Below are 24,201 nucleotides of genomic sequence, written 5' to 3' on the forward strand. Positions count from 1 at the left end.
CATCGAGTGTTCTCTTTTTATTATGGAATTTTATATATATAGGGGGAAGCGGAATGAGTGAAGCGCTACTCGTTATTATTAGTATATTGCTCTTTTTGATGCTACTTTTAATTGTCTTTTTTATCATTACATTTTTTATTAAAAAACGGACGCATCATTCTATATTAAAACTGCATCCATACTTAGGTAGAATGCGCTATTTACTCGAAAAAATAGGTCCAGAATTTCGGCAATATTGGTTTGATCATGATACTGACGGAAAGCCTTTTTCGCGCTACGATTTTCAAAGTGTTATGTTTCTAGCAAAATACCGTTCTGAAATACTTGGTTTTGGATCAAAACGGGATTTTGAGGCATCTGGCTATTATATTGCTAATACATTATTCCCCACATTAACAGATGAATTAAGTGTGAATCTCACGCAAGAACGTGAGGGGAAAAAGTATATGATTCATAAAGAAGGGTTATTTTCAAGAAGAGAAAAATTGACAGCGGATACAACAAACCTTTGGTTGTATGAAGAAGATGATGCAATTATAGTCGGCGAAAATCGTAAATATCCATGGAAACTGTATGGGATGTTTGGAGCGTCAGCGACATCTTACGGTGCGATTGGAGAAAATTATATTTTATCAGCTGGTTTTGGTGCAAAAATGGCAGGTGGTTCGTGGATTAATACTGGGGAAGGAGGCGTAATTCCAGAACATCTACATACGGGTGCGAATATCGTTGCGCAAATTGGTCCGGGATTATTCGGATACCGTGACGAGGACGGGAATTTTTCGATGAAGGAATTTATGGAGAAGGCGAAAGAAAGTAATATTAAAGCGTTTGAATTGAAATTTGGGCAAGGAGCAAAAATACGTGGTGGTCATTTAGAAGGACAGAAGGTAAATGAGAAAATCGCTTCCGTTCGGAAAGTACGAGAAGGTGAAACGATTAATTCGCCAAATCGATTTTCATTTATTAATAGTGCGGCAGAGGCTTTATATTTTATTCAAGATTTGCAAGAAAAAGGTGGTAAACCAGTGGGCATGAAAATTGTAATTGGTCAACAGAAGCCTTTGGAAGATTTATTAAAAGCAATGAAAGAATTAAACATCTATCCAGATTTTATTACAATCGACGGTTCAGAAGGTGGATCAGGTGCAACATATAAATCGATGGCAGATAGTATGGGGCTTCCGCTTATACCGGCATTACTTACATTTATTGATACGGCGAATCATTACGGTGTTCGGGATAAATTAAAGGTGTTTGCCTCAGGGAAATTAATCACACCAGATAAAGTAGCGATTGCTTTAGCTATCGGTGCAGATGCCGTAAATTCAGCACGCGGCTTCATGATGGCAAGTGGCTGTATTATGGCGCTTCAATGTAATTCAGGGCAATGCCCATCGGGGGTTGCAACTACGAATCCGCACTACCAAAAAGCGTTAGATCCATATGAGAAGAAATGGAGAGTAATGAACTACATTATTAGCATGAGATATAGTTTGTTTTCATTAGCGGCAGCGGCGGGGGTAAAGAGCCCGCGCCATTTAACGAGAGAGCATATTGTGTTTAAAGATGAGATGGGGAGAGTAGTTCCACTTTCGGAATTGTTTCCTTCCGTAATTGGGAAGTAAATATGTAGCTGAACAAAAAATATGAGTAAAAAGTCATACATCTGTATGGCTTTTTTGATTATGGAAAAATTAGAAGTTTATTACATGTATGTTCCCGCTTGTCTGTTGCTCTTTTTAAAAAAAATTATTTGATGGAGATTAGTTGTCGGAATATTCTTTTTGATGAAAAAATGAAACGATATACGCATTGACAATAAAAACTAATTAGACTATAATAAATCTCGAATTCAAGACATTTTTGAAGGATAGTCAAAATCATAAAATCAATATTTTAAATATAATCATAAGAACTGTAGTTTTTTTGTTAATTATCTCGAATTCGAGATAATTTCTGAGCGAGATGAAGTGTGTTAGTTTTTAGAGGAATATCTCGAAAATAAGATGAAGTAGCATTGCGGATTGAAATTTATCATATGGACAAAATGAATAATGAATTTTAGCAAATAAACGTTTTTTGTAATGAAACAAAAAAGGGCGTGGAGAAGACGATGGGTGAGGAATTAAAATTATCAGAGCGATATGATCAGCATAAAAAACAGATTGAACAAGGGTTATTATCAATTGAAGTAAGAGAATTAGTCTAATTATATAAGGAATTGAAAGGGGAGAAAAATGATGAAACATGTTTTTCAAAAAGGAAAAGATGAGTCAAAACCAACGCTATTATTGCTTCATGGTACGGGAGGAAATGAATTAGATTTACTACCGCTTGCAGAAAGAATTGATTCAAAAGCTTCTGTATTAAGTGTTCGTGGAAATGTATTAGAAAATGGGATGCCTCGTTTCTTCCGCCGATTAGCAGAAGGTATTTTTGATGAAGAGGATCTTGTTTTCCGTACGAAGGAATTAAATGAATTTTTAAATGAAGCAGCAAAAACATATGAATTTGATAGAGATAATATCGTAGCTGTTGGGTATTCAAATGGAGCAAATATTGCAGCGAGTTTATTATTCCATTATGAAAATGCATTAAAAGGTGCCATTCTTCATCATCCAATGGTCCCAAGAAGAGGGATAGAGCTTCCTAATTTAGTAGAGAAAGCAGTGTTTATTGCTGCTGGAACAAATGATCCAATTTGTTCACCTTCTGAGTCAGAGGAATTGAAGGTGCTATTAGAAAATGCAAATGCTAATGTAACAATGCATTGGGAAAATAGAGGACATCAATTAACGATGAATGAAGTAGAGAAGGCAACAGAATGGTATGAAAAAATGTTTTCACATGCATAAATAGTAGACTAAATCGAGTGTAAAATCATAAAGATTTTATACTCGGTTTTTTTGTTGCAATTTAAGGGATTAAAAGGGAATAGGAAAGTTATGTTAAAATATAAAGAAAAGCAAAGGGATTCCTGTTGTGTTAATGAGCGGGAGTGTCGATTATTCTAATAATGGGGGAAACTATTAGATGGCAAACTACGAAAATGAAGAAATGCTAACGGGAGGCAATGTCTCAAACGTATATCGTTCGGAAGATACAGTTCGACGAGAATTAAAGCAAGGCAGTACCAAAATTCATAAGCTATTAAATCATTTGGAAAACAAAGGTTTTAGTTATGCACCAAAGTTTTTAGGTATTGATGATAAAGATAGAGAGATATTATCATTTATTGAAGGGAAAGCTGGTAATTATCCTTTAAAAGAGTACATGAGGTCTAATGATGTTTTAAAAGAAATAGCGAAGATACTCCGTCTGTATCATGATGCTGTGAGTGATTTTCCTTTAGCAGATGATTGGAAACCAATGGATAATACTCCAAATAAAATAGAGGTTGTATGCCACAATGATTTTGCAATATATAACATTATTTTTAATAACGAAAAACCAGTAGGTATTATTGATTTTGATGTTGCTGGTCCTGGACCAAGACTTTGGGACATAGCCTATACTCTTTACACTTGTGTCCCATTAAGTAGAGTTTATTATACGGAAACAGGTGAGGCAGTTTATTATAATTCATTACAGCATGCGGAGTGTATAAAGCAAAGGGTTAAATTGTTTTTTGAAGCTTACGGTGGGGGTATGGAAGAAGATTGTCTTGAGATGGTATTGCTACGATTAGAAGGGTTATGTAAATATATGAAAAGAAAAGCTAAAGAAGGCGATATAAACTTCCAAAAGATGATAGATGAAGGACACCTTGAACATTACGAGAATGATATTCAGTTTATTCGTGAACATGGAATAGAGTGGATTTAATGAAATGTGTTTTATACAAAATAAAGCTCAGAGTCATATAGGGACTTTGAGCTTTTTAGTGTAGATGTTTTCCATAATAACTGAACTACTTATAATATCTTGTAGATGTATAGTTACGAGTTTGTTACAGGCTGAGATGTAGCAATTGGTAATTGGATATCGACAGTTGTTCCTATGTTTAATTCACTTGAAATGAATAATTTTCCGTGATGCTCTTGAATGATTTTATAGCACATCATTAAGCCAAGGCCAGTTCCTTTTTCTTTCAAGCTATAAAAAGGTTCGCCAAGACGAGCCATGCGCTCTTCAGGAATCCCACAACCTTCATCGATAATGCGTATTGAAACAAAATCATGTTCTAATGAAGTTGTTTGAATGAATATGTTACCACCATCAGGCATCGCCTCGATCGCATTTTTTACTATGTTAATAAAAACTTGTTTTAATTGATTACTGTCACATTGAATGTCAGAAATATAATCGAAATGGTCCATGATGATATGAACGCTATGCATAATTGCTGTTGGTAAAATAAAAGTTACAACTTCTTCAATTAATGTTTGTATGTTGCATGAATGAATAGATAACACTTGTGGTTTAGACATTGCCATAAATTGGCTTGTTATAGATTCCATTTGTGAAATCTCACTCAGCATAACGTCCACATACCATTTATTTTCCTCATTTATTTCTGGATGTAATAATGTTAAAAATCCTTTTAATGAAGTGAGTGGGTTTCTAATTTCATGTGCAATTCCAGCTGTCAGTTGTCCTACTACTGCAAGTTTTTCGGATTTCCGTAATAATTTTTCAGTTTCTTTTAGTTCGGTAACGTCCCTTCCCATCACTATAAGACCTTTGCGTGAGCCATCAGAGTGGAAGAGTGGAACTTTTGAAATACTTAAAACTAGGTCGAAATCATCTCTATGTATAATAAATTCCTCTCCGTGAAGAATTTGTCCTTTTTGCCATGTTAGTTCATCGACTTCTTCACAATGCAAAAAAGATTCTCGGTACGCTTCGTTATATTGAATGAGTTCATTATCTCTTTTTCCATGATAAGGTACGTTATGGAAATTGAAACAAGAAAGCGCATAGTCATTCGCCTCAAGCCAGCGTCCTTCATGATCCTTAAAAATAACAAATGCAGGCATTGAATTCATTAATGTGCGTAATCGTTTCTCACTCTCTTGTAATACTTTCTCAATTCTTTCTGATTTTTCAAGGGGTTTCATAATGGCGTATACACCTGTTAAACGATTTTTAACAAAAATAGGAACTAATTTTGTTACAACATCTAGTAAATATCCGTCTTTATGATAAATAGAGACGATATACTCTTTTTGATTGTCAGCTGAAGTGTTTTTTATGTATTGTAGCACTTGATCAGAAATATGTGCTTCTAAAATAGAAGTGATTGTTTTTCGCTCCAATTCGTTAGAAGTATAACCTAATATTCTTTCAGCAGAGGGGTTAATATGTAAAATAAATCCTTCTAAATTCAATGAAATAATACTATCAGGGTTATGTTCAAAAAGAGATGCATACATTTCTGCTAAGGAACGATTTTGTATATGGTTTCGCAGGCGTCCAGATACGTTTGGTTGACGCTTTTTTTGAGTAGATGAATATTTTTTACGACTCATAATATTTCCTCCGTACAACTGGCATCTAAAAAAGATGGATCTATTAATAACTATAATATAGGTGTGATGTGTATTTCTATAAAAAATGGAAATTACATAGTGAATTTTCTTTTTTATTTTTAGTGGAAGGTATAAAAGGTAGTAATAAGAGAATCTTATATTGTTTTATTAATTTTTTGTAAGTTACATCAATGTATTTTCGTTATAACATTAGACTAGAAGAGGGGGAGAAAAATGAAAAGCTATATTCAAGGGATCGATCATGTACAAGTGGCGGCACCTGTAGGATGTGAAGAAGTAGCACGAGAATTTTATGGTAATAAAATTGGTATGAAGGAAATTCCGAAACCAGAAGGGTTAAAGAAGCGTGGCGGATGTTGGTTTAAGTGTGGAAATCAAGAGATTCATATTGGAGTCGAGCAAAACTTTAATCCAGCTAAAAAAGCACATCCAGCTTTTTATGTTTTGAAAATTGATGAATTTAAACAAGAGTTAATAAAGCAAGGTGTTGAAGTAATAGATGATAATGCACGACCAGACGTGATTAGATTTTACGTATCAGATCCGTTTGGAAATCGAATTGAATTTATGCAAAATAAAAACTAGGTGAAGGTCCACCTAGTTTTTTATGCTTTTCTAAACAATCCTAACACTTCAACAGTTTCTGTAATATTAACGAATGCATGAGGATCAATTTCGGAAATCGTTAGTTTCATACTTGCTAACTCTTCACGAGAAACGACTGTCATAAGTACACGTTTTTTCTCGTTTGAATAAGCACCTTCACCATCAAGTAACGTAATTCCGCGTACTACAGTTGAAAGAAGCTTTTTTTTCATTTCTTCCGCTTGATTTGTTACAATCATAAGTGTAACTTTACGATGTTTTGTATGAACGGCATCAATTACTTTACCAGTTACATAAATTGAAAGTAAGCTTGTAAGGGCAACATCCCAAGTGAAGAAAAATCCTGCAATGACAACAACAACTGTATTTAATCCAATAAGAAACCCACCAAGTTTAATATCTCGCTTACGAGATAACAACATACCGATAATATCAAATCCACCAGTTGAACCATGGCAGTTAAAGACAAGGCCAATACCAGCGCCGGCGATGACACCGCCAAATACAGAAGATAAAAGTGGGTCTGTTGCTACGACTTTTATAGGAACATAGTATAGTGCAACAGATAATACAATTACAGAGACAACTGTGTTAAAAATTACTTTTTTTCCAAGACCTATGTATCCTAAAATAAGGATAGGTAAATTCAATACAAAGTTAATAATGCCTGTGTTCACAGGGGTTGCAATTCCTAAAATAATAGCAATTCCGCCAATTCCACTACTTAAAATTTTATGTGGGATAAGGAAAAGATTAAAGGCAATTGCAATAATAATAGAACCAAAAATAACACCAAGAAATCTGACCATCTCTTTCCCGTCCTTCACTAAATAATCATATTATTTCAAGATTATATATGAAATTGAAAGTTTTAGGGAAAAACAGTTTATTTCGGAAAATTAGATTAATCTAAATAGTTTAAGTGTTTAATAATTTGGGAGGGGATACAAATATGAAGATAACAACGTACCAACAGAAGAGTCCTTTAAAACAAGAGTGTGAGGATTCATTTTTTTGTAATGAAGATAAAATGATGTACGGTGTATGTGATGGAGCAACACCGCTCGTCCCGTTTTGTGATGAAGAAGGACATAATGGAGCATACATCGCTTCGCATTTATTTGCAAGTCATTTTACTTCGTTACGGGAGATTAATAGTTTACAAGGTGAAGTTGCAAAGGCGAATGAACTAGTGCAAAACAAGATGCTAGAGTACAAGGTTGATACGAGAAAAAAAGACCATCTGTGGTGTACATGTATTGCAGCAGTTCAAATAGAAGGCGAGAAACTCGAATATGCACAGTTAGGTGATTGTATGATCGTTGCAATACTTCAGGATGGAGCGATGAGAGTATTAACGAAAGATACGGTTCGAGGAATTAGTAAACGTGCAAAAAAGAAGAGAGAGGAAGATAGAGAAAAGGGGTTACCTGTACCTGAAGAACACGTTTTTCAAGATGTTCGGGAGCAGTTAAAATACAATCGGTATCTTGCAAATATGCCAAATGGCTACTCAGTTGCAAATGGGATGAAAGAAGCTATGGATTATTTACAATATGGTGAATTACATGTAGCTGAAGTAAGTGGAATCTTTATTTGTTCGGACGGATTGTTCCATCCAGAGTGGTCGTTAGAACAAATTGTGATATATATAAGAAAGAATAGTATAAAAGAATATGTAGCAATCATTGAAGAGCTAGAAGAAGAAAATAGAATAAGACCAGATGATAAAACAGTTATTATGATCGATTTGTAAGAGGAGGATGTTCATATGGAAATTAAATGTGCAAATTTAACATTTCAAAATGAGTTAGTTCCTTTAGAAAAAGTAAATAAACTGATTATCCACCATACGTCAGAAGATGGATGGGATGTGTATAAAACTCACGAATTTCATCAAAAGGTAAGAGGATGGAGCGGGATTGGTTACAATTATTTTATTGAAGAAGATGGAACTGTAGTCGAAGGGCGAGGTTTACATATTGGAGCACATGCGAAAGATAATAATAGTGATACAATTGGAATATGTATGACGGGGAACTTTGATAAATATGATCCAACTACTGCACAAATGAATTCATTATATTCTTTATGTAAAATGTTTATGAAGCAGTTTGCCATAGAGAAAGGAAATATACTCGGCCATAGGGAGTTAGAAGGGGTTACAAAAACTTGTCCAGGAAATCGCTTTTCTATGGTAGAGTTAAGAAAAGTATTATCTTAAATATAGAGGAGTAACGAATGATGATGAACATAAAAATACCAACTGATAAAAAAGAAGAGCTTGTAGCACAAATTCAGCAATTTTTCGTTGAAGAAGATTTAGATGAAATTGGACGTTTCCAAGCAGAACGTTTAATAGAAGAAATGATTAAATTAGTAGGACCATTTGCATACAATCAAGCAATTGGAGATGCAAGAAAACTTGTAAGTGAGAAATTAACGAATATTGAAGAAGATTTGTATGTGTTAGAGAAGAATGAGGGTAAATAAAAAAGAGCCAGATGGCTCTTTTTTTATTTTTCTTTCTTATGTTCTTTATATTCATGTACTTTTTCTTTTACATTACCGACAGTATCTTTAGCAGTGCCTTTCACTTTATCCCATTTTCCCTCGGCTTGTAATTTCTTATTGTCAGTTACTTTCCCGACAACTTCCTTTACTTCACCCTTTACCTTATCAATGGCACCTTCTACTTTTTCTTTTAAACCATGATCATGATTTGTCATACATTTTTCCTCCTTGTAGTTTGATTAGAATTCTCTTTTCATATTGCAAGTTGAATGATGTATCTAGTAATAGCGTAACAAATCTAGTTTGAATATTCAAATGAGTAACAGGATAGAAAAGGAATTGTCATAAAATGTATACATTCGTAATGGAAAGAAAAAGAAAGTTAATTAGATGTCTTTCGCAGTCCATATTGATTTTGTATAAGCAATTTTCATATGGGCACGTTCCATATTATTTTGACTGCCGCTACCGAACCTTGCTTGTCCAACTATTAAATTGCAATTGGATTCAACAGCGGTCTCAATTCGTTTTTGAATTAATGCAGTATGACAACCTTTACGTTGAAATTCTGGCAAAGTAGCAGAAGTAGCTAATGAGGCGACACCTTTATTTATCCCGCATTAACGGGCAGTAAAACTCCCACCTCAAAATTCAGGTGGAGCAAAGAAGTTAGGTGGGAGATCAACTGCCCGTAAACGCCCGATTGGTTCAACTAATAATCAGTGGGGGATGAACAAAACCCCCACTGATTAAAGTTTCACTTTATATAGAGTACCCCTATACTAGCTGGAGTATTTTGAACTTCGGCTATGAAAAAATGCCACCCAGGCTGATTGTAGAGAATTTCATTATTTCGACGAACGCCATCTTTTGTAAATGAAGGCATGTTAAAGCCCTGAACATAAATATCTGCAAAAGTATGAAACTCATTTTCTTTCAGTTTGCGTACTGAAATGTTAGAAGGGGGGAGCGAAAAATCTTGTCCCGGTATACTATATAAAGCGGTATGGAAGCTAGATTGGTAAAAGCCTTTTTGAGATAAGTATTGAAATAGTTCAGTTGTGCCTTGAGCCGGTGTAATTTCAAAACGACAAGGGATGTGTAGTGATTGATAATAAGAGATGATTTCATCTATCTCATCTGTACTTGTGAATGCAATACCCTTTACTGTGTTAAAAGCAGGACCAGCAATTACTTTTGATGAAAAGGCAGTGGCACTCCCGAACTTTTTCATTTGTACTTGCATTGGATTTCCAGCTATCGCTTGTAATGCCTTTAATCTAGAAGATAGCATATCTATTTCTGCGTTTTCAATTTCACTTGCTGTATCGATTGTCATAATAGTACTCATTTAAAATTCCTCCGTCAATAAATATATTTCATAGTATATATACGATTTATATTCTAAGATTCCTGTTGAAATGTAAGAGAATAAGGAGGTTTTTGGAAGGGAAATGGAAGTGAACTGTCGAAGGGAGTGAAAACAGATTAAAGGTGGTGCTCTCATGAAACAGAAAGACGTGCAGACATGCTCTAATTGTGGTTCTCAAAACATAGGAGAAGGTGAGTTTGTCGGATATGCACAAATACGGAAAAAGGAAACGATGTTTACATCATCTCCAGTAGATGCTTATATTTGTACGGATTGTGGCCATATTCTCTCATTAAAAGTACGAAATTATGAAAAGTTTAAACAAAAGCCGTTATGATTATTGAGAAGTGGTAATATAAAACGTCGTATACGAAACATCTTACATTAAGTTAATATAAGTGACATTTTACATATATATGAGTACGTCTTAAAAAAAGAGATAAAAACATATACTGTATGAGATGCTCATCATTCATTACATACACGGAAAAATATATAGAAGAAAAAGTAGTCATCTTAGAATGGTTCATAACGAAAACTCCTTTAAATGAATAAAGGAGTTTCTTTGTTTTTTTTAACAATAATCACCTTTAATTGTTATAATTGGTTATTGAGAGGTATTATTTTATTAACGTAATAATCATAGAAAAAACAGCTAAATCGTATACAAAACCGCTATATAACATAATCGCAACCGTAAGTTGACAAAGTGCAACCGCAGGAAGATAGAGATAAGAGCAATGTTTACATACAATTTAGTTAAGAAAACAAAGGGGGACACACACATGGGATTTGGTGAAAAGTTATTTAAATTAAGAAAGGAAAAGGGCCTTTCGCAAGAAGTATTAGCTGAAAAATTAAACACGACAAGGCAAGCAGTTAGTAAATGGGAAAACGGTCAAGGTTTTCCTGAAACTGAGAAACTAATAATGATTGGAAATGTATTTGAAATATCTCTTGATTACTTATTAAAAGAAACTGCTGAGCAAAGTAATGAAAAGGAGCATGGATATTATGTAAGTAAAGAAATGGCAGAAGGGTATATCGTATATGGGCAAAAAATTTCTAAATATATCGCATTAGGGTTTAGTTTGCTTATTTTATCTACAATACCGTATTTATTATTTAAAGAAGATGTAACAATGTCTACATTCCTTGTAATTATTATTGCTGTCCTTGGCATTGGAGCGATGATGGTACCTGTAACGATAGAAGAGAGTCGATACAATGTATTAAAAAAAGAAGAATTACTATTTGATCCAAACTTTTTAAAAGAATTGACAAAAAGATATGCGACTATTAAAAAGAAGTATGCTGCAGTAGTAATCGTTGGGCTTTGTTTCATAGCAGCAGGAGCGATACCATTTTTATTTGAGAAAAAACGAATTACTTCAGGAGAGCTCGTGCAGTATTATCCTTATTGTGTTGTACTTATTGCTATCGGGTTTTATCTTTTTGTTCGTGTTTTAGGAGTGTTAGAGACGTATCGGATTTTAGTAGAAAATAAAGAATATAGTAATCGTTTCATTTTTAAACTGAAAAAGAAAGTGAGAGAAAAAGTAGACAATTTTTAATAGGAAAAAACATATTTTTATTCGTTTTTTATTAAAAGTTAAGATAGGAGTGGAATGATGTCAAACCTTCTAGAAATTAAAAATTTGAGTAAATCATTTGGAAACAAAGTTGTTTTAAGAGATGTTTCCTTCAATGTGCCGCCTGGATCAATTGTTGGATTTATTGGTGATAATGGGGCTGGGAAATCAACAACCTTTAAAACAGTACTAGAATTAATTTCTAAAGATAGCGGTACAGTAAAAATATTTGGTGAAGAAAATATAAGTAAATATGCCAAGATTAAGGAAAAGATAGGCGTCGTATTTGATGCAATGAATCTACCAGCTCATCTTACAATAAAACAACTAAATAAGGTTTTTGAAAAGATGTTTGAATCTTGGGATAGGGAAAATTTTTATCGATTAGTTAATACTTTCTCTTTATCTACCAATGAAAAAGTAGGTGGATTCTCACGTGGGATGTCAATGAAACTCTCTATAGCTATTGCGCTGTCGCATAATGCAAAATTATTAATCCTAGATGAAGCGACGGGAGGTCTTGATCCTTCATCTAGGGAGGGTGTGTTAGAGGAATTAAAAAGTTTTGTGAGTAAAAGTAATGGTGGTATATTACTTTCTTCTCATATTATGAGTGATGTAGAAAAAATAGCTAGCCACCTTATCATTATAAAAGATGGAGAAATTTTATTGAATGAAGAAAAAGATAATGTTTTGGGCAGTTACGCCATTGTAGATGTTGACGTGGAACAACTAACTTTAATCAACAAAGATATAGTTGTGGCAAAGAGGAACCATGGTTCTTATTTCAATGTACTCGTATCAGATGTACATAAATTACCAAGTGGGATTGCTCATAGAACAATCTCGATAGAAGAAATGAGTGTTTTATTAACGAGGAGTGAAAAATAAATGAGAGGTTTATTATTGACAAACTATTACCTAGTGTATCGAACTTTCTTTACGTTCATGGGAATAGCGATATTGGGAGCGGGATTCGTTTTTTATTTTGGTGATGCTTCAATGTACCGTTTAATTGCTACGTTCATTATCTTATTTGCTGCGATTCCTGCACTTGAAGTTATTAAATATGAGAGTAAGTCGGGTTATGAAAAATATGTACTTACTTTACCAGTTACTAGAAGTAATATTGTGCAAAGCCATTACTTTTTCTATTTTTTAGTTGTAATTATTGGTACCTTATTATCTTATGGCATATTTTATGTATATGGTTTAGTTTCAGATACACCAATTGATGATGGTATATTTAAGAGTGTTTCTTTAGGGACTTTCATCATTCTTAATGCCGGAGCAATAGCCTATCCACTCCTCTATGTTTTTGGAGCAGAAAAATCTGATGCTATTACAATTGGAGGCGCATGTGGGGGACTTGTTACTTATTTTGGATTACAAAGTGTAATTGGCTATCTAATAGAACAATTTCCAATATCAAATTTAAATTCATCTGTATACGTTTCAATTCTATATACAATATTTGGCGTTACCCTATATATCTTTTCTTTTTTTATTTCGGTATTTATATATCGTAAGAAAGAATTTTAGTATATTTTCTCCTAGTATTTTCTGAATTATTTCCAAAGAAATAATTCAGAAAATACAGAAAAATTTCGTAATTATTTGTAGAAGTCTGTTATAATGAACAAAATGAAAACGCTTTAAAGGGAGGATGTAAACAATATGATGATGAATGTACCTCTAACAATTAGTTCTATGATGGAAAGGGCAGAAAAACTATTCCCAAAGAAAGAAATCATTTCACGGACACATGATACAGTTACAACACTAACGTATAAGCAGCTAGGGGAAAGGACAAGAAGACTTTCAAGTGCGTTGAAAAAGCTTGGAATTAAAGAAGGCGAGCGTATAGGAACGTTAGCGTGGAATCATCATCGACATGTGGAGGCATATTTTGCTATTCCAGGTATTGCTTCCGTTTTACACACAATTAATATTCGTTTATCTCCTCAACATATTTCATACATTATTCAACATGCAGAAGATCGTATTTTACTTATTGATGAAGATCTTGTACCACTCATTGAGAATATCCAGTCGGAATTATCGACTGTACAAGCATACATTATTATGACTGATAAAGATGAGCTCCCAAAAACTACACTTCAGCCTGTATATCATTATGAGAAACTTTTAGAAGAAGGCGACCCAAATTTCCAATTTGTTAAAGATATCGATGAAAATACACCTGCTGGTATGTGTTATACGTCAGCGACTACAGGAAATCCGAAAGGTGTTGTTTATACACATCGTAGTACAGTGTTGCACTGTATGGCACTCGGATTAGCGGATACGACAGCTTTATCGGAAAGTGATGCAGCAATGGCTATTGTGCCAATGTTTCATGTGAAAGCTTGGGGACTTCCTTTTGCCGCTACTTGGTTTGGGACAAAACAAGTTCTTCCGGGGCCGATGTTTACTCCGAAAATTTTATTAGAAATGATTCAAACTGAAAAAGTAACGATAGCTGCGGGTGTGCCGACAATTTGGCTCGGTGTTTTACAGGAGTTAGAAAATAATAGTTACGATTTATCTAGTATAACGAGATTACTATGCGGAGGCGCAGCTGCACCGAAAAGTGTTATTAAAGCATTTGAGCAAAAATATAATGTTCCTTTCGTACATGCATATGGCATGACTGAAACGAGTCCACTCGTAACGCTTGCACGTCTAAAAAGCTATGAAACAGATTTGGCGTATGAAGAACAACTTGAGATAAGATCAAAGCAAGGATATCTTGTCCCTGGTGTAGAGATGAAAGTAGTCGGTACAAATGGTGAAGTGGGGTGGGATGGTACGGAGATGGGAGAACTATGTTTACGAGCGCCATGGATCGCTGCAAGCTATTATAACGATGAGCGTACTGTCGAAGGTTTTCGTGATGGTTGGTTATATACAGGAGATGTCGTTACGGTTGACGAGGAAGGATGCGTAAAGATTGTTGATCGTACGAAGGATGTTATTAAAAGCGGTGGAGAATGGATTTCCTCAGTTGACCTTGAAAATGCTCTAATGGCACATGATGCTATATTTGAAGCGGCTGTCGTTGCAGTTCCTCATCCCCAGTGGCAAGAGCGTCCAGTTGCTTGCGTTGTACAAAAGAAAAATAGCACTGTTACAAAAGAAGAATTATATGAGTTTTTAAAGCCACAGTTTGCGAAATGGTGGTTACCCGACGATATTGTATTTATGGAGGAAATTCCGAAAACGTCTGTTGGGAAGTTTTTAAAACAGGCGCTTCGGAAAGAACTTGAGCATTTGCATAAAGAGAAATAATTGAACTTATATTTGTTAACTTGAATTAAATTGAAGTTGACAAAAGGTGAATAGAAAGATAATATAACTCCTATAATATGTTATCTAAAATAGATTTCAAGTTTACAAATAGGAGAAGCAAATATGAATACAAAAAACTTAGTTTTCGTCGCTTTATTTAGTTCGATTATGGGAGTGTTAGGGTTAATACCTCCAATTGCTCTTGCTATTACACCAGTTCCGATTACATTACAATCACTTGGTGTTATGCTTGCTGGTGGACTGTTAGGATCACGTCTCGGTGCATTAAGTCAGCTTATTTTCTTACTTATAGTTGGAGTTGGAGCACCATTACTTGCTGGTGGACGCGGGGGTCCAGGCGTATTTGTTGGGCCAAGTGCGGGATATTTACTTGGTTACATTGCAGGAGCATTTGTAATTGGTTATTTAATTGAACGTTTACGTGAAGTTTCTATTATAAAAGTATTATGCATTAATATAATTGGTGGTATTTTCGTAGTTTATGTATTTGGTATCATTGTCCAAGCTTTCGTAATGGATATTTCCATATGGGAAACGATGAAAGTAAGTGTCGTATTTTTACCAGGGGATTGCATAAAAGCGATTATAGCAGCAATTCTTGTGACAAGATTACATCGCTCATTGAAACATATTATTACGCCTGCTTTGAAGAATAAAAAAATTACAAATGCAGGATAAGAAAAAGGAGAAACACGTTACTTGCGTGTTTCTCTTTATTATTTTGTAAAGAAAGGACGTCACATATGGGGATTACAAAAGAATACAAAAAGTATGCCTCTTTACAACCGAATAAAATAGCGATTAAAGAAAATGATAGAGTGTTAACATATAAAGATTGGTTCGAGTCAGTTTGTAAAGTAGCAAACTGGTTGAATGAAAAAGAATCGAAGAATAAAACAGTAGCAATTGTATTAGAAAATTGTACTGAGTTTTTACAAATATTTGCGGGTTCCGCAATGGCTGGATGGGTTTGTGTGCCGCTAGATATAAAATGGAAACGAGATGAACTTAAAGAAAGAATAACGATTAGTAAACCGGATATTATTGTGGCGGAGCAGTATAGGCTTAGTGATATATCGTGCGAAGAAGGAAGGATTATTGAGATTGAAGAATGGAAAGAAATGATTGAGAACTATCCTCCTGCATATAATCCTGTAGAAAATGTACAAAACGCTCCTTTTTATATGGGATTTACATCAGGATCGACTGGAAAAGCAAAAGCGTTTTTACGTGCTCAACAGTCATGGGTACATAGTTTTGATTGCAATGTACATGATTTTTATATGAAAAATACAGATTCTATTTTAATAGCTGGGACGCTTGTTCATTCTTTATTCTTATATGGAGCAATAAGTGCATTGTTTTTAGGGCAAACGGTACACATAATGAGAAAGTTTGTACCAGTTCAAGTGCTATCTAGTATAAAGATAGAGAATATTTCTGTAATGTATACAGTTCCTACAATGCTTGAGTCTTTGTATAAAGAAAATAAAGTAATTGAAAGTGAAATGAAAATTATTTCGTCAGGAGCGAAATGGGAAGCTGAAGCAAAAGAAAAGATGAAGAATGTGTTTCCTTATGCAAAAAGATATGAGTTTTATGGTGCGTCTGAGCTAAGCTTTGTAACGGCATTGGTCGATGAAGAGAGTGAAAGAAAACCGAATTCAGTAGGGAAACCTTGTCATAATGTACAAGTTCGAATATGTAATGAAGTAGGAGAAGAAGTACAGGTAGGCGAGGTAGGAACTGTTTATGTAAAAAGTAATCAGTTTTTTATGGGCTATGTATCGGATGGAGCTATAATCCCGCAATTGTCCGAAGGTGGCTGGATGACAGTGCAGGATGTGGGCTACCAAGATGAAGAAGGCTTTATATATATTGTTGGTAGAGAGAAGAATATGATTTTATTTGGAGGAATCAATATCTACCCAGAAGAGATAGAAAGTGTGTTATATACGCATCCAGCTGTTGAAGAAATTGTTGTTGTCGGTATAAAAGATAGTTATTGGGGTGAAAAACCTGTCGCTATCGTAAAAGGAAGTGCTACGAAGCAACAATTAAAGAGTTTTTGCCTACAACGATTATCATCTTTTAAAATACCGAAAGAATGGCATTTTGTAGATGACATCCCTTATACAAGTAGCGGGAAAATAGCTCGTAATGCAGCAAAAAGTATCATTGAAAATCAGGAGAAGATATATGAATAGAGCGGTTATTGTAGAAGCGAAAAGGACACCCATTGGTAAGAAAAATGGGATGTTGAAAGATTATGAAGTTCAGCAATTACTAGCGCCGCTTCTTACGTTTCTAAGTAAAGGAATTGAGAGAGAAATAGATGATGTTATATTAGGGAATGTTGTTGGACCAGGAGGTAATGTTGCAAGATTATCTGCTTTAGAAGCAGGGCTCGGTTATCATATTCCTGGTTTAACGATTGATCGGCAATGCGGCGCTGGCTTAGAAGCAATTCGTACTGCGTGTCATTTTATCGGGGGCGGGGCAGGTAATTGCTATATCGCTGGGGGAGTAGAGAGTACAAGTACGTCACCTTTTCAAAATAGAGCGCGGTTTTCGCCTGAAACAATTGGGGATCCAGATATGGGATTAGCCGCTGAGTATGTTGCAGAGCAGTATAACATAACAAAAGAGATGCAAGATGAATATGCTTGTCTTAGCTATAAAAGAACGCTGCAAGCATTAGAAAAAGGATATATACAAGAAGAGATATTACCTCATTATTTTAATGGATTATTAGATGAAGCAGTAAAGCAAAAAATGAATTATGAAAGAATGATTAAGAGAACGAAACCTGTATTTTTACAAAATGGAACGGTAACAGCAGGGAATTCGTGTGGTGTAAATGACGGGGCATGTGCTGTTCTTGTAATGGAAGAGGGGCAGGCCCGGAAATTAGGATATAAGCCTGTTCTTCGTTTCGTTCGTAGTGCTGTAGTTGGAGTGGATCCAAACCTTCCAGGAACTGGTCCGATATTTGCCGTACAAAAACTACTTAGAGAAATGAATTTAGTGATAGAAGATATTGATTGTATTGAGATGAATGAAGCGTTCGCCGCTAAAGTTGTTGCATGTGCGCAAACGTTACAAATTCCGTATGAAAAGTTAAATGTAAATGGTGGTGCAATAGCACTTGGTCATCCGTACGGTGCGTCTGGAGCTATGCTTGTAACACGTTTGTTTTATCAGGCTAAAAGAGAGCATATGAAATATGGAATTGCGACATTAGGAATTGGTGGGGGAATTGGACTTGCTCTTTTATTTGAAAAAGTAGAAGACTAGCAAGCTAACTAGTTTTCTACTTTTTCAGGAATATAGGCGTTGCTACCAGGTTTTGCTTTTATTTCGTTCCAAGCAGCGATAGCATCTGTTTTTGATTTTCCTTTGTTGCATGGATCTTCGAAAAAAGAACGAGTAAAACGATTGTATTCAAACTGTGCGCTGATAGTTGTTTTATACGCGGGATCTTTTTTACGTTCGTTTTCTTCATACCAAAACGTTATAGCGTCTTCATACGTTTTTCCGATATTCTTTTTAAAAAACTTTTGAAGGGCTACTGTAAAGCGGAAGTTTACTCCAATTTTTTCTTTGAAAAAAGCACGAACATCTTCACTACAGCAGTGATTTTCGGTAATGATCGTTTGTAAAGAAAGTTCTTTATGGGAAACGGCTGTTTTATTCTTTTTTTGATGAGAACTGTTTTTTAATATTTTACCTGTAGTTAAATAGTGTGAGATACGCTCGGTTATTTCGATTTTAGAGCCACCAGCTGGTAAATCATGCTCACGACAAAATGTTTGCAGTTCTGTTTTTAACCAATAATAGTTTTGGAAATCTTCAAGAGATATAGACTTTGTTAAAGGTGGGCGCATGCATATAACAACTTCTTTCTTCCATAATTTTCTTTAATTATAAAACATATGTTCTTTTTGTGGAAGGATTAAATCGATATTTCTTATAGAATCGTTCATATAATTTCATTTACTGTACTACTGTGCACGAAGAAGAAAAGAGAAGTGGATGTCACACAGTTCAATGACATCCACTTCATAAAATAATCTACACCGCCGCCTGTAAAGAAGAAATAAGTTGATTTAAAAACTCGTCCCCAGTCATAATCGCTTTCCCACCGCCGCGAGCACTTTTTTTATTTCCGCCACCTTTTCCTTCAATAGAAGGAAGGGCATCTTTTAAAAGAGCATTCATATCGAGTATCACTGCTTTACCACAAGCAAGAATACATTGTAATTTGTCTTCATTTTCAATAACGAAATATGTAATTGCATGCTCTTGTTGTTCTGTAATAATAGCGGAAAGCTTTGCGATTTCTTGCATAGAGCGATTTATAAATACTTTAGAGATAAGTGTTCCAGCATGTATTTCTGCAGGTTGTTGTGATAGTGCATTTGCCTCTGCAAATAATAATTTTTCATTCATTTTTTGTATTGCTTTTTCGTTTTCTTTTTGAGAAGTAAGAAGTTGTGCTACTTTTACTGGAATGTCAGTTTCGCTACTGTTCAATTGTTTAGAAACATCTTTCATAACTTGTTGTTGTTGCCCCATTAATTTAAGTGTGCGCCAGCCAGCGATAAATGTTAAGCGTATACCACCTTTATTACGCTCCCATCCTAGTACTTGAATAGGCCCTACTTCACCTGTATGTTTCGGATGTGTTCCGCCACAGCCGTTATAATCGAAGTTTTCGATTATAACAACGCGTATATTTTCTGTCATAGTTGGTTCTTTGCGAAGAGGTAATTTTTTCGCTTCTTCTAAGTTCATCCATTCAATACGAATAGGGTGGTTTTCAAAAACAATTTGATTAGCAATTTGCACGGCCTTCTCAACAGTTTCGATAGAAAGGTTTGTCGTTTCTAAATCAATTGTTATCGTTTCTTTTCCAAGATGGAATCCGATAGTGGGTATGTTAAAATAATCCCAAAAAGCAGCAGATAAAATGTGCTGAGCTGTATGTTGCTGCATATGATCAAAACGGCGCTCCCAATCTATTTTACCCTCTACTTCTTCCGTATGTAATTGTTCTACTATAAAATGGCGAATTTCTCCATCTACTTCTTCAACGTTAATTACCGGAATACCATTTAAAGTTCCAGTGTCATGTGGTTGTCCGCCGCCTGTTGGATAAAATGCAGTTTCATTTAAGACAACATATAAGTTTCCTTCTGTATCATGCTCTTGTTTTATAACTTTAGTTGTAAAAGTTTGCTGATAAGCGTCGTTGTAATATAATTTTTTCTCCAATTTTCTTTCCCCTTTCGTGTTAGCTAGTTTCATTGTAAAGCAATTGAAATTAGTTTCCTAATATTTCAGAAGAAAGAAACTATTTTTGAAATTTTCTTGCTATAATAAGAAGAAAATGCGGGGGTGGAATGAAAATGCCATATGAAAACGGCGTAGATAAGTTGCTTAGTTTAAGCAGAAATATTTCCGAATTATATCGAGAATTAAATGAGATGACCCGGATTTTAACGGAATGTAATCGAGAAAGTGTGAAATTTGATCGGTTATATGTAAAGGAGTTACTTTGGAAAAAAGAAGATGTCATAGAGAAGTATGAACAATTACTCGTCCAGCTTTGTATTAATGAATGCTTTGATTTAAAAAGTGTAATTACTGGCGAATATAAGTATACATATGAAGAGGTAGAAAGCATTGTTTTAGAATTTAATGAAAAGTATAATGTAGATATTTTGATTAAAGATGTTTGTAAAGAACTACAGTTTACATATGGAATTGATATGGAAATAACGAGGACAGCTCGGGTATAAACATCTCAAGTATAGAAAAAGGAAAAAGAAAGCAGATCCTTTGCTTTCTTTTTTTATGTAAGAAAAGGGAGAGTAGGTTTAAAGATGAAGGGGAAGTTACAAAATATTCATCCACTTGGAATGAGTATCATTATAGGGACATTATTTGCTAGGTTTGCAACTTCAATGAGCATTCCTTTTTTAGCGATTTATTTAACGACTGTTAAAGACGTATCGGCTGGCATGACCGGTGCTATTATTGGAACGAGTGCGCTTGTTGGAGTGTTTGCTAGTTTTATTGGGGGCAATTTATCGGATCGATTTGGTCGAAAGATGATTATAATATGGTCCATGATTGTTTGGGTGTTTGTATTTATAGGATTTTCAGTTGCAGAGCATGTTTTGAGTTTCTTTCTATTAAACGCTTTGAATGGATTATGTCGTTCTTTTTTTGAACCGACATCAAGAGCTTTATTATCAGATTTAACGAAACCAGAGTATCGTTTACTCGTATATAATTTGCGTTACGGTGCAATAAATGTTGGGGTAGCGATTGGCCCACTTGTCGGATTACAGATCGGAAGTGCAAAATCAACAATCCCTTTTTTAGTAGCAGCTGGAGTATACATTCTATATACAGCTATATTAGCGTTCCAATTTAAGAAGTACCCACTTGAACAAAAGAAAGTAAATACAGATAAGCCTGTTACAATGTTAAATGCAATTCGCATTTTGCGAAAGGATGTAGTATTTTTAGTTGCTTTAGTCGGGATTATTTTGAGTAATAGTGGTTTTTCACATTTAACGACGACAGTATCTCAATATTTTGCAAATGCACATATATTTCAGGATGGAGTGAAGTTGTTCTCATATATGCTAGCTTTAAATGCAATTACGGTAGTAGTTATTCAATACCCTGTTATTCAAATGTGTAAAAAGTATACGCCGTTAGCGTCTATTATGGTTGGAACGTTATTTGTGAGCGGGGGATTGTTTGGGTTTGGGCTAGTAGAATCCATGTTAGGGGCTGCTATATGTACAATTATTTTTACATTCGGAGAAGTATTAATGTTTTCAATGACAGATGTATTTATTGATGAGATCGCTGATTCCAATCTGAAAGGAACATACTTCGGAGCGATGGGATTTTCAGGAATTGGAGGAGTAATTGGTCCTTGGTTTGGGGGAGTACTTCTCGATTATTACGGGTATCAAAATGGATTTGTAGTATTTGCAGCGCTAGCTATATTTTCAACTGTAGCATTTCCTGTACTTTTAGTTACAAAAGGTTTATTGAACAAAAGATATGATAGAGATTCTAATATTGAAATACGTGCGAAATAACATAAGCCCCAGTAAGCGACTGGGGCTTATATTTGAATTTACAGTAATCCTTAATTTGAAAAAAGAACTTTCTTTTCATGCTCATTGGCAACTTCGTTTTTGGAAATATGAATGGCTAAATATCCATTCTCTAAACAGGCTAGCATCTTGTTATAAATGATATTAGTAGGTAAAGGAACAATCCGCTGTAAAGAAGTGTTTTTATAAAGTATACAAATGTTTAGGCCTGTCTCCATCTTTTTAATGAGTACATTTTGTGCAGTTGCATTTGGTACATCTGTTTCCAAAATGTATTCTTGTTCTGTTTCACAAAGGTCAATATGAATTTGATTTGGAAAACTAAAGTTACTATACGAATCAGAACAAAATTGATCCATCCATTCTTCGAAACCATCAACATGAAAAAGACAATCCTTCTTTTTCTTGCCCATGTAAGACACCCTCCGTAAAATCTCAATTCATACTATGTTATGCATGAATGAAATAGAGGTGAAGAACAAATAGAAAAATATAAACATTTTATGTGAAAGATACAGTGTGTGTGAATGCTTTTGCTTTACATATCATGATGTGCATGATTTTTTTGACGTGAATGATTACGATTTTTAACTTTATGAGATCCACTTAAAGGTTCGGGCTGTCCAGAAGATTGCCCTTTTTTCTCGTTTTGACGATTAGATTGATTATTGTTTTTATCCATTGTATTTTACACCTCCTCTTCCTATTTAGAATGAGAGAAGTTTGAGAATTTATACGAGAATGTTTTTTGGAAAATGGGTAAAGATAAATAGGACTAACTCATATAGGAAGGGGAAAGTGTTATGCCATATCATAAAGATAAGCAACAGGCTTTTCAGGCCGCGCAGCAAGGGGTTGTTCAAGCGGAAAATATATTCAATAATATTGTGAAAAATGACCCGAATTACGGCCATGACTTAAAAGAGTTACGCCAAGAAGTTCAAGAGGCGTACGAACAGATTCAAAATGCACTTGAAGTAGCATCAGAAACGCAGCGTCCACAACTTGAGCAATATGAAAGTAATCTCCAAAATATAATGCAAAACGTTGATGAATTAGAAAAGTGAAAGAAGGTTGTTGTGAATTCAACAACCTCAAAACTTTTAGCGCTAATATGCAGAAACAAAAAATTATTCTATTAATTTTTTCTTTAATTTGTGCAGTACATATATTTCAAGTGGATAAAGTGGAAGCTAAAATGTTGTTACGAAAAGAGTTAGAGCCAACTGGCTATGTAACGTGGGAAGTGCCAAATAATGAAAAGGTTATTGCAATCACATTTGATGATGGACCAGATCCAACATATACGCCGCAAATTCTAGATTTATTACATCAATATCAGGCAGAAGCGACTTTTTTTATGATTGGATTTCGAGTTCAGCGTAATCCATATTTAGTAAAGCAAGTGTTGAAAGAAGGACATGAAGTTGGAAATCATACGATGAATCATTTATATGCGAGCAATTCATCAGATGAAAAATTAGAACATGATATTTTAAATGGAAAGAAATATTTTGAAAAATGGGCGAAAGAACCTTTATTGTTCCGTCCACCAGGTGGATATATTAATGATGCTGTATTTACTACGGCAAAAAAAGCTGGGTATCAAATTGTTCTATGGTCATGGCATCAAGATCCTCGTGATTGGGCGAATCCAGGTACTGAATCCATAGTAAATCATGTTGTGAAAAATGCTAAAAGTGGAGATATTGTACTGTTGCATGATGGAGGAAGTGATCGTAGTCAAACAGTGGCGGCATTAGCGAAAATTTTACCTGAGCTGAAAAAGCAGGGTTATCGATTTGTAACAGTTTCGGAGTTGTTACGTTATAAACATTAGAGAAAATCCCAAAAGGTATACCTTTTGGGATTTTTCGTTACTGATTCTTTTTTCGTTTCTTATTATTTTGTCGCTCTGCTGGAGTTAAAGGTTCATTTGCGAACTCTTCATTATAGCCAGTTCCTTGCCCTTGTGCGGATGCAGTATTCATTCCTGAAATAGTATGATTTGCTTTTCGTTTACCCATTGTTTCTCACCTCTATAATGTTTTTTAAAGATGAATCATGAATTGTTCATAACATATATGAACGTAAAGTAGAGTGCTTTACTTTACAATAATAGTATTTATAAGGAGCATGGACACTATTCAAATTTAGAAAGATAA

At 34.7% G+C, this 24,201-nt stretch carries 27 protein-coding genes and 2 pseudogenes; 19 read left to right on the plus strand and 10 right to left on the minus strand.

Annotated features, from left to right (window positions below; translation table 11 throughout):
- The first annotated feature begins 53 nt into the window (after nt 1–53).
- The 3 genes from ACE38F_RS11100 to ACE38F_RS11110 all read left to right on the plus strand — a co-directional run bounded on the left by ACE38F_RS11100 (nt 54) and on the right by ACE38F_RS11110 (nt 3,828).
- On the plus strand, nt 54–1,628 hold the full coding sequence (locus ACE38F_RS11100; RefSeq protein ID WP_375370893.1) for a glutamate synthase-related protein: 1,575 nt from the start codon (nt 54–56) through the stop codon (nt 1,626–1,628).
- 615 nt (nt 1,629–2,243) lie between these two features.
- Nucleotides 2,244–2,858 (plus strand): alpha/beta hydrolase, encoded by a 615-nt coding sequence (locus ACE38F_RS11105; RefSeq protein WP_215553825.1) that lies wholly within the window; start codon nt 2,244–2,246, stop codon nt 2,856–2,858.
- Nucleotides 2,859–3,036: 178 nt separating this feature from the next.
- Nucleotides 3,037–3,828, plus strand: a complete 792-nt coding sequence (locus tag ACE38F_RS11110; protein WP_375370892.1) for a phosphotransferase — start codon at nt 3,037–3,039, stop codon at nt 3,826–3,828.
- Between the two features lie 113 nt (nt 3,829–3,941).
- Here ACE38F_RS11110 and ACE38F_RS11115 read toward each other — a convergent pair whose 3' ends face one another.
- Nucleotides 3,942–5,474, minus strand: a complete 1,533-nt coding sequence (locus tag ACE38F_RS11115) for a BA3702 family sensor histidine kinase (RefSeq protein WP_375370891.1) — start codon at nt 5,472–5,474, stop codon at nt 3,942–3,944.
- 234 nt (nt 5,475–5,708) lie between these two features.
- Here ACE38F_RS11115 and ACE38F_RS11120 point away from each other — a divergent pair, with 234 nt between their 5' ends.
- On the plus strand, nt 5,709–6,080 hold the full coding sequence (locus tag ACE38F_RS11120) for a VOC family protein (RefSeq protein ID WP_215553822.1): 372 nt from the start codon (nt 5,709–5,711) through the stop codon (nt 6,078–6,080).
- Between the two features lie 20 nt (nt 6,081–6,100).
- Here the strand turns inward: ACE38F_RS11120 and ACE38F_RS11125 are convergent, their stop codons facing one another.
- Nucleotides 6,101–6,910 carry a YitT family protein gene (locus ACE38F_RS11125; RefSeq protein WP_215553821.1) on the minus strand — a complete coding sequence of 270 codons (810 nt, stop codon included), beginning with the start codon at nt 6,908–6,910 and terminating at the stop codon, nt 6,101–6,103.
- A 143-nt stretch (nt 6,911–7,053) separates the two neighbouring features.
- Here ACE38F_RS11125 and ACE38F_RS11130 point away from each other — a divergent pair, with 143 nt between their 5' ends.
- Genes ACE38F_RS11130 through ACE38F_RS11140 form a run of 3 tightly spaced genes read left to right on the plus strand, consistent with a single transcriptional unit; the run spans nt 7,054 to nt 8,594 of the window.
- Entirely contained in the window at nt 7,054–7,857 is an 804-nt protein-coding gene (locus tag ACE38F_RS11130) for a protein phosphatase 2C domain-containing protein (RefSeq protein ID WP_341306121.1), read from the plus strand.
- A 15-nt stretch (nt 7,858–7,872) separates the two neighbouring features.
- The gene (locus ACE38F_RS11135; RefSeq protein WP_012261413.1) at nt 7,873–8,325 is read left to right on the plus strand and encodes a peptidoglycan recognition protein family protein; all 453 of its coding nucleotides are present in this window, start codon (nt 7,873–7,875) and stop codon (nt 8,323–8,325) included.
- A gap of 17 nt (nt 8,326–8,342) precedes the next feature.
- Nucleotides 8,343–8,594 (plus strand): DUF2164 domain-containing protein, encoded by a 252-nt coding sequence (locus ACE38F_RS11140; RefSeq protein WP_002087817.1) that lies wholly within the window; start codon nt 8,343–8,345, stop codon nt 8,592–8,594.
- A 23-nt stretch (nt 8,595–8,617) separates the two neighbouring features.
- Here the strand turns inward: ACE38F_RS11140 and ACE38F_RS11145 are convergent, their stop codons facing one another.
- From ACE38F_RS11145 to ACE38F_RS11155, 3 genes and pseudogenes are all read right to left on the minus strand, one after another.
- Nucleotides 8,618–8,830 carry a CsbD family protein gene (locus ACE38F_RS11145; protein WP_074047420.1) on the minus strand — a complete coding sequence of 71 codons (213 nt, stop codon included), beginning with the start codon at nt 8,828–8,830 and terminating at the stop codon, nt 8,618–8,620.
- Between the two features lie 171 nt (nt 8,831–9,001).
- Nucleotides 9,002–9,229, minus strand: a pseudogene (locus ACE38F_RS11150) (GNAT family N-acetyltransferase); the annotation flags it as partial.
- Between the two features lie 152 nt (nt 9,230–9,381).
- Nucleotides 9,382–9,966, minus strand: a pseudogene (locus tag ACE38F_RS11155) (GNAT family N-acetyltransferase); the annotation flags it as partial.
- Nucleotides 9,967–10,120: 154 nt separating this feature from the next.
- Here ACE38F_RS11155 and ACE38F_RS11160 point away from each other — a divergent pair.
- From ACE38F_RS11160 to ACE38F_RS11195, 8 genes are all read left to right on the plus strand, one after another.
- Nucleotides 10,121–10,324, plus strand: a complete 204-nt coding sequence (locus tag ACE38F_RS11160; protein WP_215553817.1) for a hypothetical protein — start codon at nt 10,121–10,123, stop codon at nt 10,322–10,324.
- Nucleotides 10,325–10,772: 448 nt separating this feature from the next.
- The gene (locus ACE38F_RS11165; protein ID WP_375370890.1) at nt 10,773–11,561 is read left to right on the plus strand and encodes a helix-turn-helix domain-containing protein; all 789 of its coding nucleotides are present in this window, start codon (nt 10,773–10,775) and stop codon (nt 11,559–11,561) included.
- Between the two features lie 57 nt (nt 11,562–11,618).
- Entirely contained in the window at nt 11,619–12,470 is an 852-nt protein-coding gene (locus ACE38F_RS11170) for an ABC transporter ATP-binding protein (RefSeq protein WP_341306124.1), read from the plus strand.
- Entirely contained in the window at nt 12,471–13,121 is a 651-nt protein-coding gene (locus tag ACE38F_RS11175; protein WP_375370889.1) for an ABC-2 transporter permease, read from the plus strand.
- Between the two features lie 135 nt (nt 13,122–13,256).
- Nucleotides 13,257–14,870 (plus strand): long-chain fatty acid--CoA ligase, encoded by a 1,614-nt coding sequence (locus ACE38F_RS11180; protein ID WP_375370888.1) that lies wholly within the window; start codon nt 13,257–13,259, stop codon nt 14,868–14,870.
- 123 nt (nt 14,871–14,993) lie between these two features.
- Nucleotides 14,994–15,569: a biotin transporter BioY gene (locus ACE38F_RS11185; RefSeq protein ID WP_375370887.1), complete on the plus strand. Its 576-nt coding sequence runs from the start codon at nt 14,994–14,996 to the stop codon at nt 15,567–15,569.
- Nucleotides 15,570–15,634: 65 nt separating this feature from the next.
- A complete protein-coding gene (locus ACE38F_RS11190) occupies nt 15,635–17,098 on the plus strand; it encodes an acyl-CoA synthetase (protein WP_375370886.1) in 1,464 nt (487 codons plus the stop codon).
- Entirely contained in the window at nt 17,091–18,188 is a 1,098-nt protein-coding gene (locus ACE38F_RS11195) for an acetyl-CoA C-acyltransferase (RefSeq protein WP_375370885.1), read from the plus strand. Before ACE38F_RS11190 ends, ACE38F_RS11195 begins: the two co-directional genes overlap by 8 nt.
- Nucleotides 18,189–18,196: 8 nt before the next feature.
- Here the strand turns inward: ACE38F_RS11195 and ACE38F_RS11200 are convergent, their stop codons facing one another.
- Together ACE38F_RS11200 and ACE38F_RS11205 are read right to left on the minus strand one after the other, a co-directional pair.
- A complete protein-coding gene (locus ACE38F_RS11200) occupies nt 18,197–18,778 on the minus strand; it encodes a DUF6434 domain-containing protein (protein WP_375370884.1) in 582 nt (193 codons plus the stop codon).
- A 187-nt stretch (nt 18,779–18,965) separates the two neighbouring features.
- A complete protein-coding gene (locus ACE38F_RS11205; protein ID WP_375370883.1) occupies nt 18,966–20,168 on the minus strand; it encodes an alanyl-tRNA editing protein in 1,203 nt (400 codons plus the stop codon).
- Between the two features lie 134 nt (nt 20,169–20,302).
- On the opposite strand from ACE38F_RS11205, the gene ACE38F_RS11210 reads away from it, so the two are divergent.
- A complete protein-coding gene (locus tag ACE38F_RS11210) occupies nt 20,303–20,695 on the plus strand; it encodes a hypothetical protein (protein ID WP_341306131.1) in 393 nt (130 codons plus the stop codon).
- 84 nt (nt 20,696–20,779) lie between these two features.
- Nucleotides 20,780–22,018 (plus strand): MDR family MFS transporter, encoded by a 1,239-nt coding sequence (locus ACE38F_RS11215; protein ID WP_215553808.1) that lies wholly within the window; start codon nt 20,780–20,782, stop codon nt 22,016–22,018.
- Nucleotides 22,019–22,068: 50 nt separating this feature from the next.
- Here ACE38F_RS11215 and ACE38F_RS11220 read toward each other — a convergent pair whose 3' ends face one another.
- Both ACE38F_RS11220 and ACE38F_RS11225 read right to left on the minus strand, forming a co-directional pair.
- Nucleotides 22,069–22,449 carry an Hsp20/alpha crystallin family protein gene (locus ACE38F_RS11220; protein ID WP_375370882.1) on the minus strand — a complete coding sequence of 127 codons (381 nt, stop codon included), beginning with the start codon at nt 22,447–22,449 and terminating at the stop codon, nt 22,069–22,071.
- Nucleotides 22,450–22,574: 125 nt separating this feature from the next.
- Nucleotides 22,575–22,718 (minus strand): small acid-soluble spore protein P, encoded by a 144-nt coding sequence (locus ACE38F_RS11225; RefSeq protein ID WP_375370881.1) that lies wholly within the window; start codon nt 22,716–22,718, stop codon nt 22,575–22,577.
- Between the two features lie 121 nt (nt 22,719–22,839).
- Between ACE38F_RS11225 and ACE38F_RS11230 the strand changes: the two genes are divergently transcribed.
- Both ACE38F_RS11230 and pdaB read left to right on the plus strand, forming a co-directional pair.
- The gene (locus ACE38F_RS11230; protein ID WP_002111141.1) at nt 22,840–23,103 is read left to right on the plus strand and encodes a hypothetical protein; all 264 of its coding nucleotides are present in this window, start codon (nt 22,840–22,842) and stop codon (nt 23,101–23,103) included.
- 47 nt (nt 23,104–23,150) lie between these two features.
- Nucleotides 23,151–23,876 (plus strand): polysaccharide deacetylase family sporulation protein PdaB, encoded by a 726-nt coding sequence (gene pdaB / locus ACE38F_RS11235; protein ID WP_375370880.1) that lies wholly within the window; start codon nt 23,151–23,153, stop codon nt 23,874–23,876.
- Nucleotides 23,877–23,913: 37 nt separating this feature from the next.
- Here pdaB and sspO read toward each other — a convergent pair whose 3' ends face one another.
- The gene (gene sspO / locus ACE38F_RS11240) at nt 23,914–24,063 is read right to left on the minus strand and encodes a small acid-soluble spore protein O (RefSeq protein WP_016080671.1); all 150 of its coding nucleotides are present in this window, start codon (nt 24,061–24,063) and stop codon (nt 23,914–23,916) included.
- Nucleotides 24,064–24,201 lie beyond the last annotated feature (138 nt).

Source organism: Bacillus altaicus, from assembly GCF_042136375.2.
GTDB lineage: Bacteria > Bacillota > Bacilli > Bacillales > Bacillaceae_G > Bacillus_A > Bacillus_A cereus_U.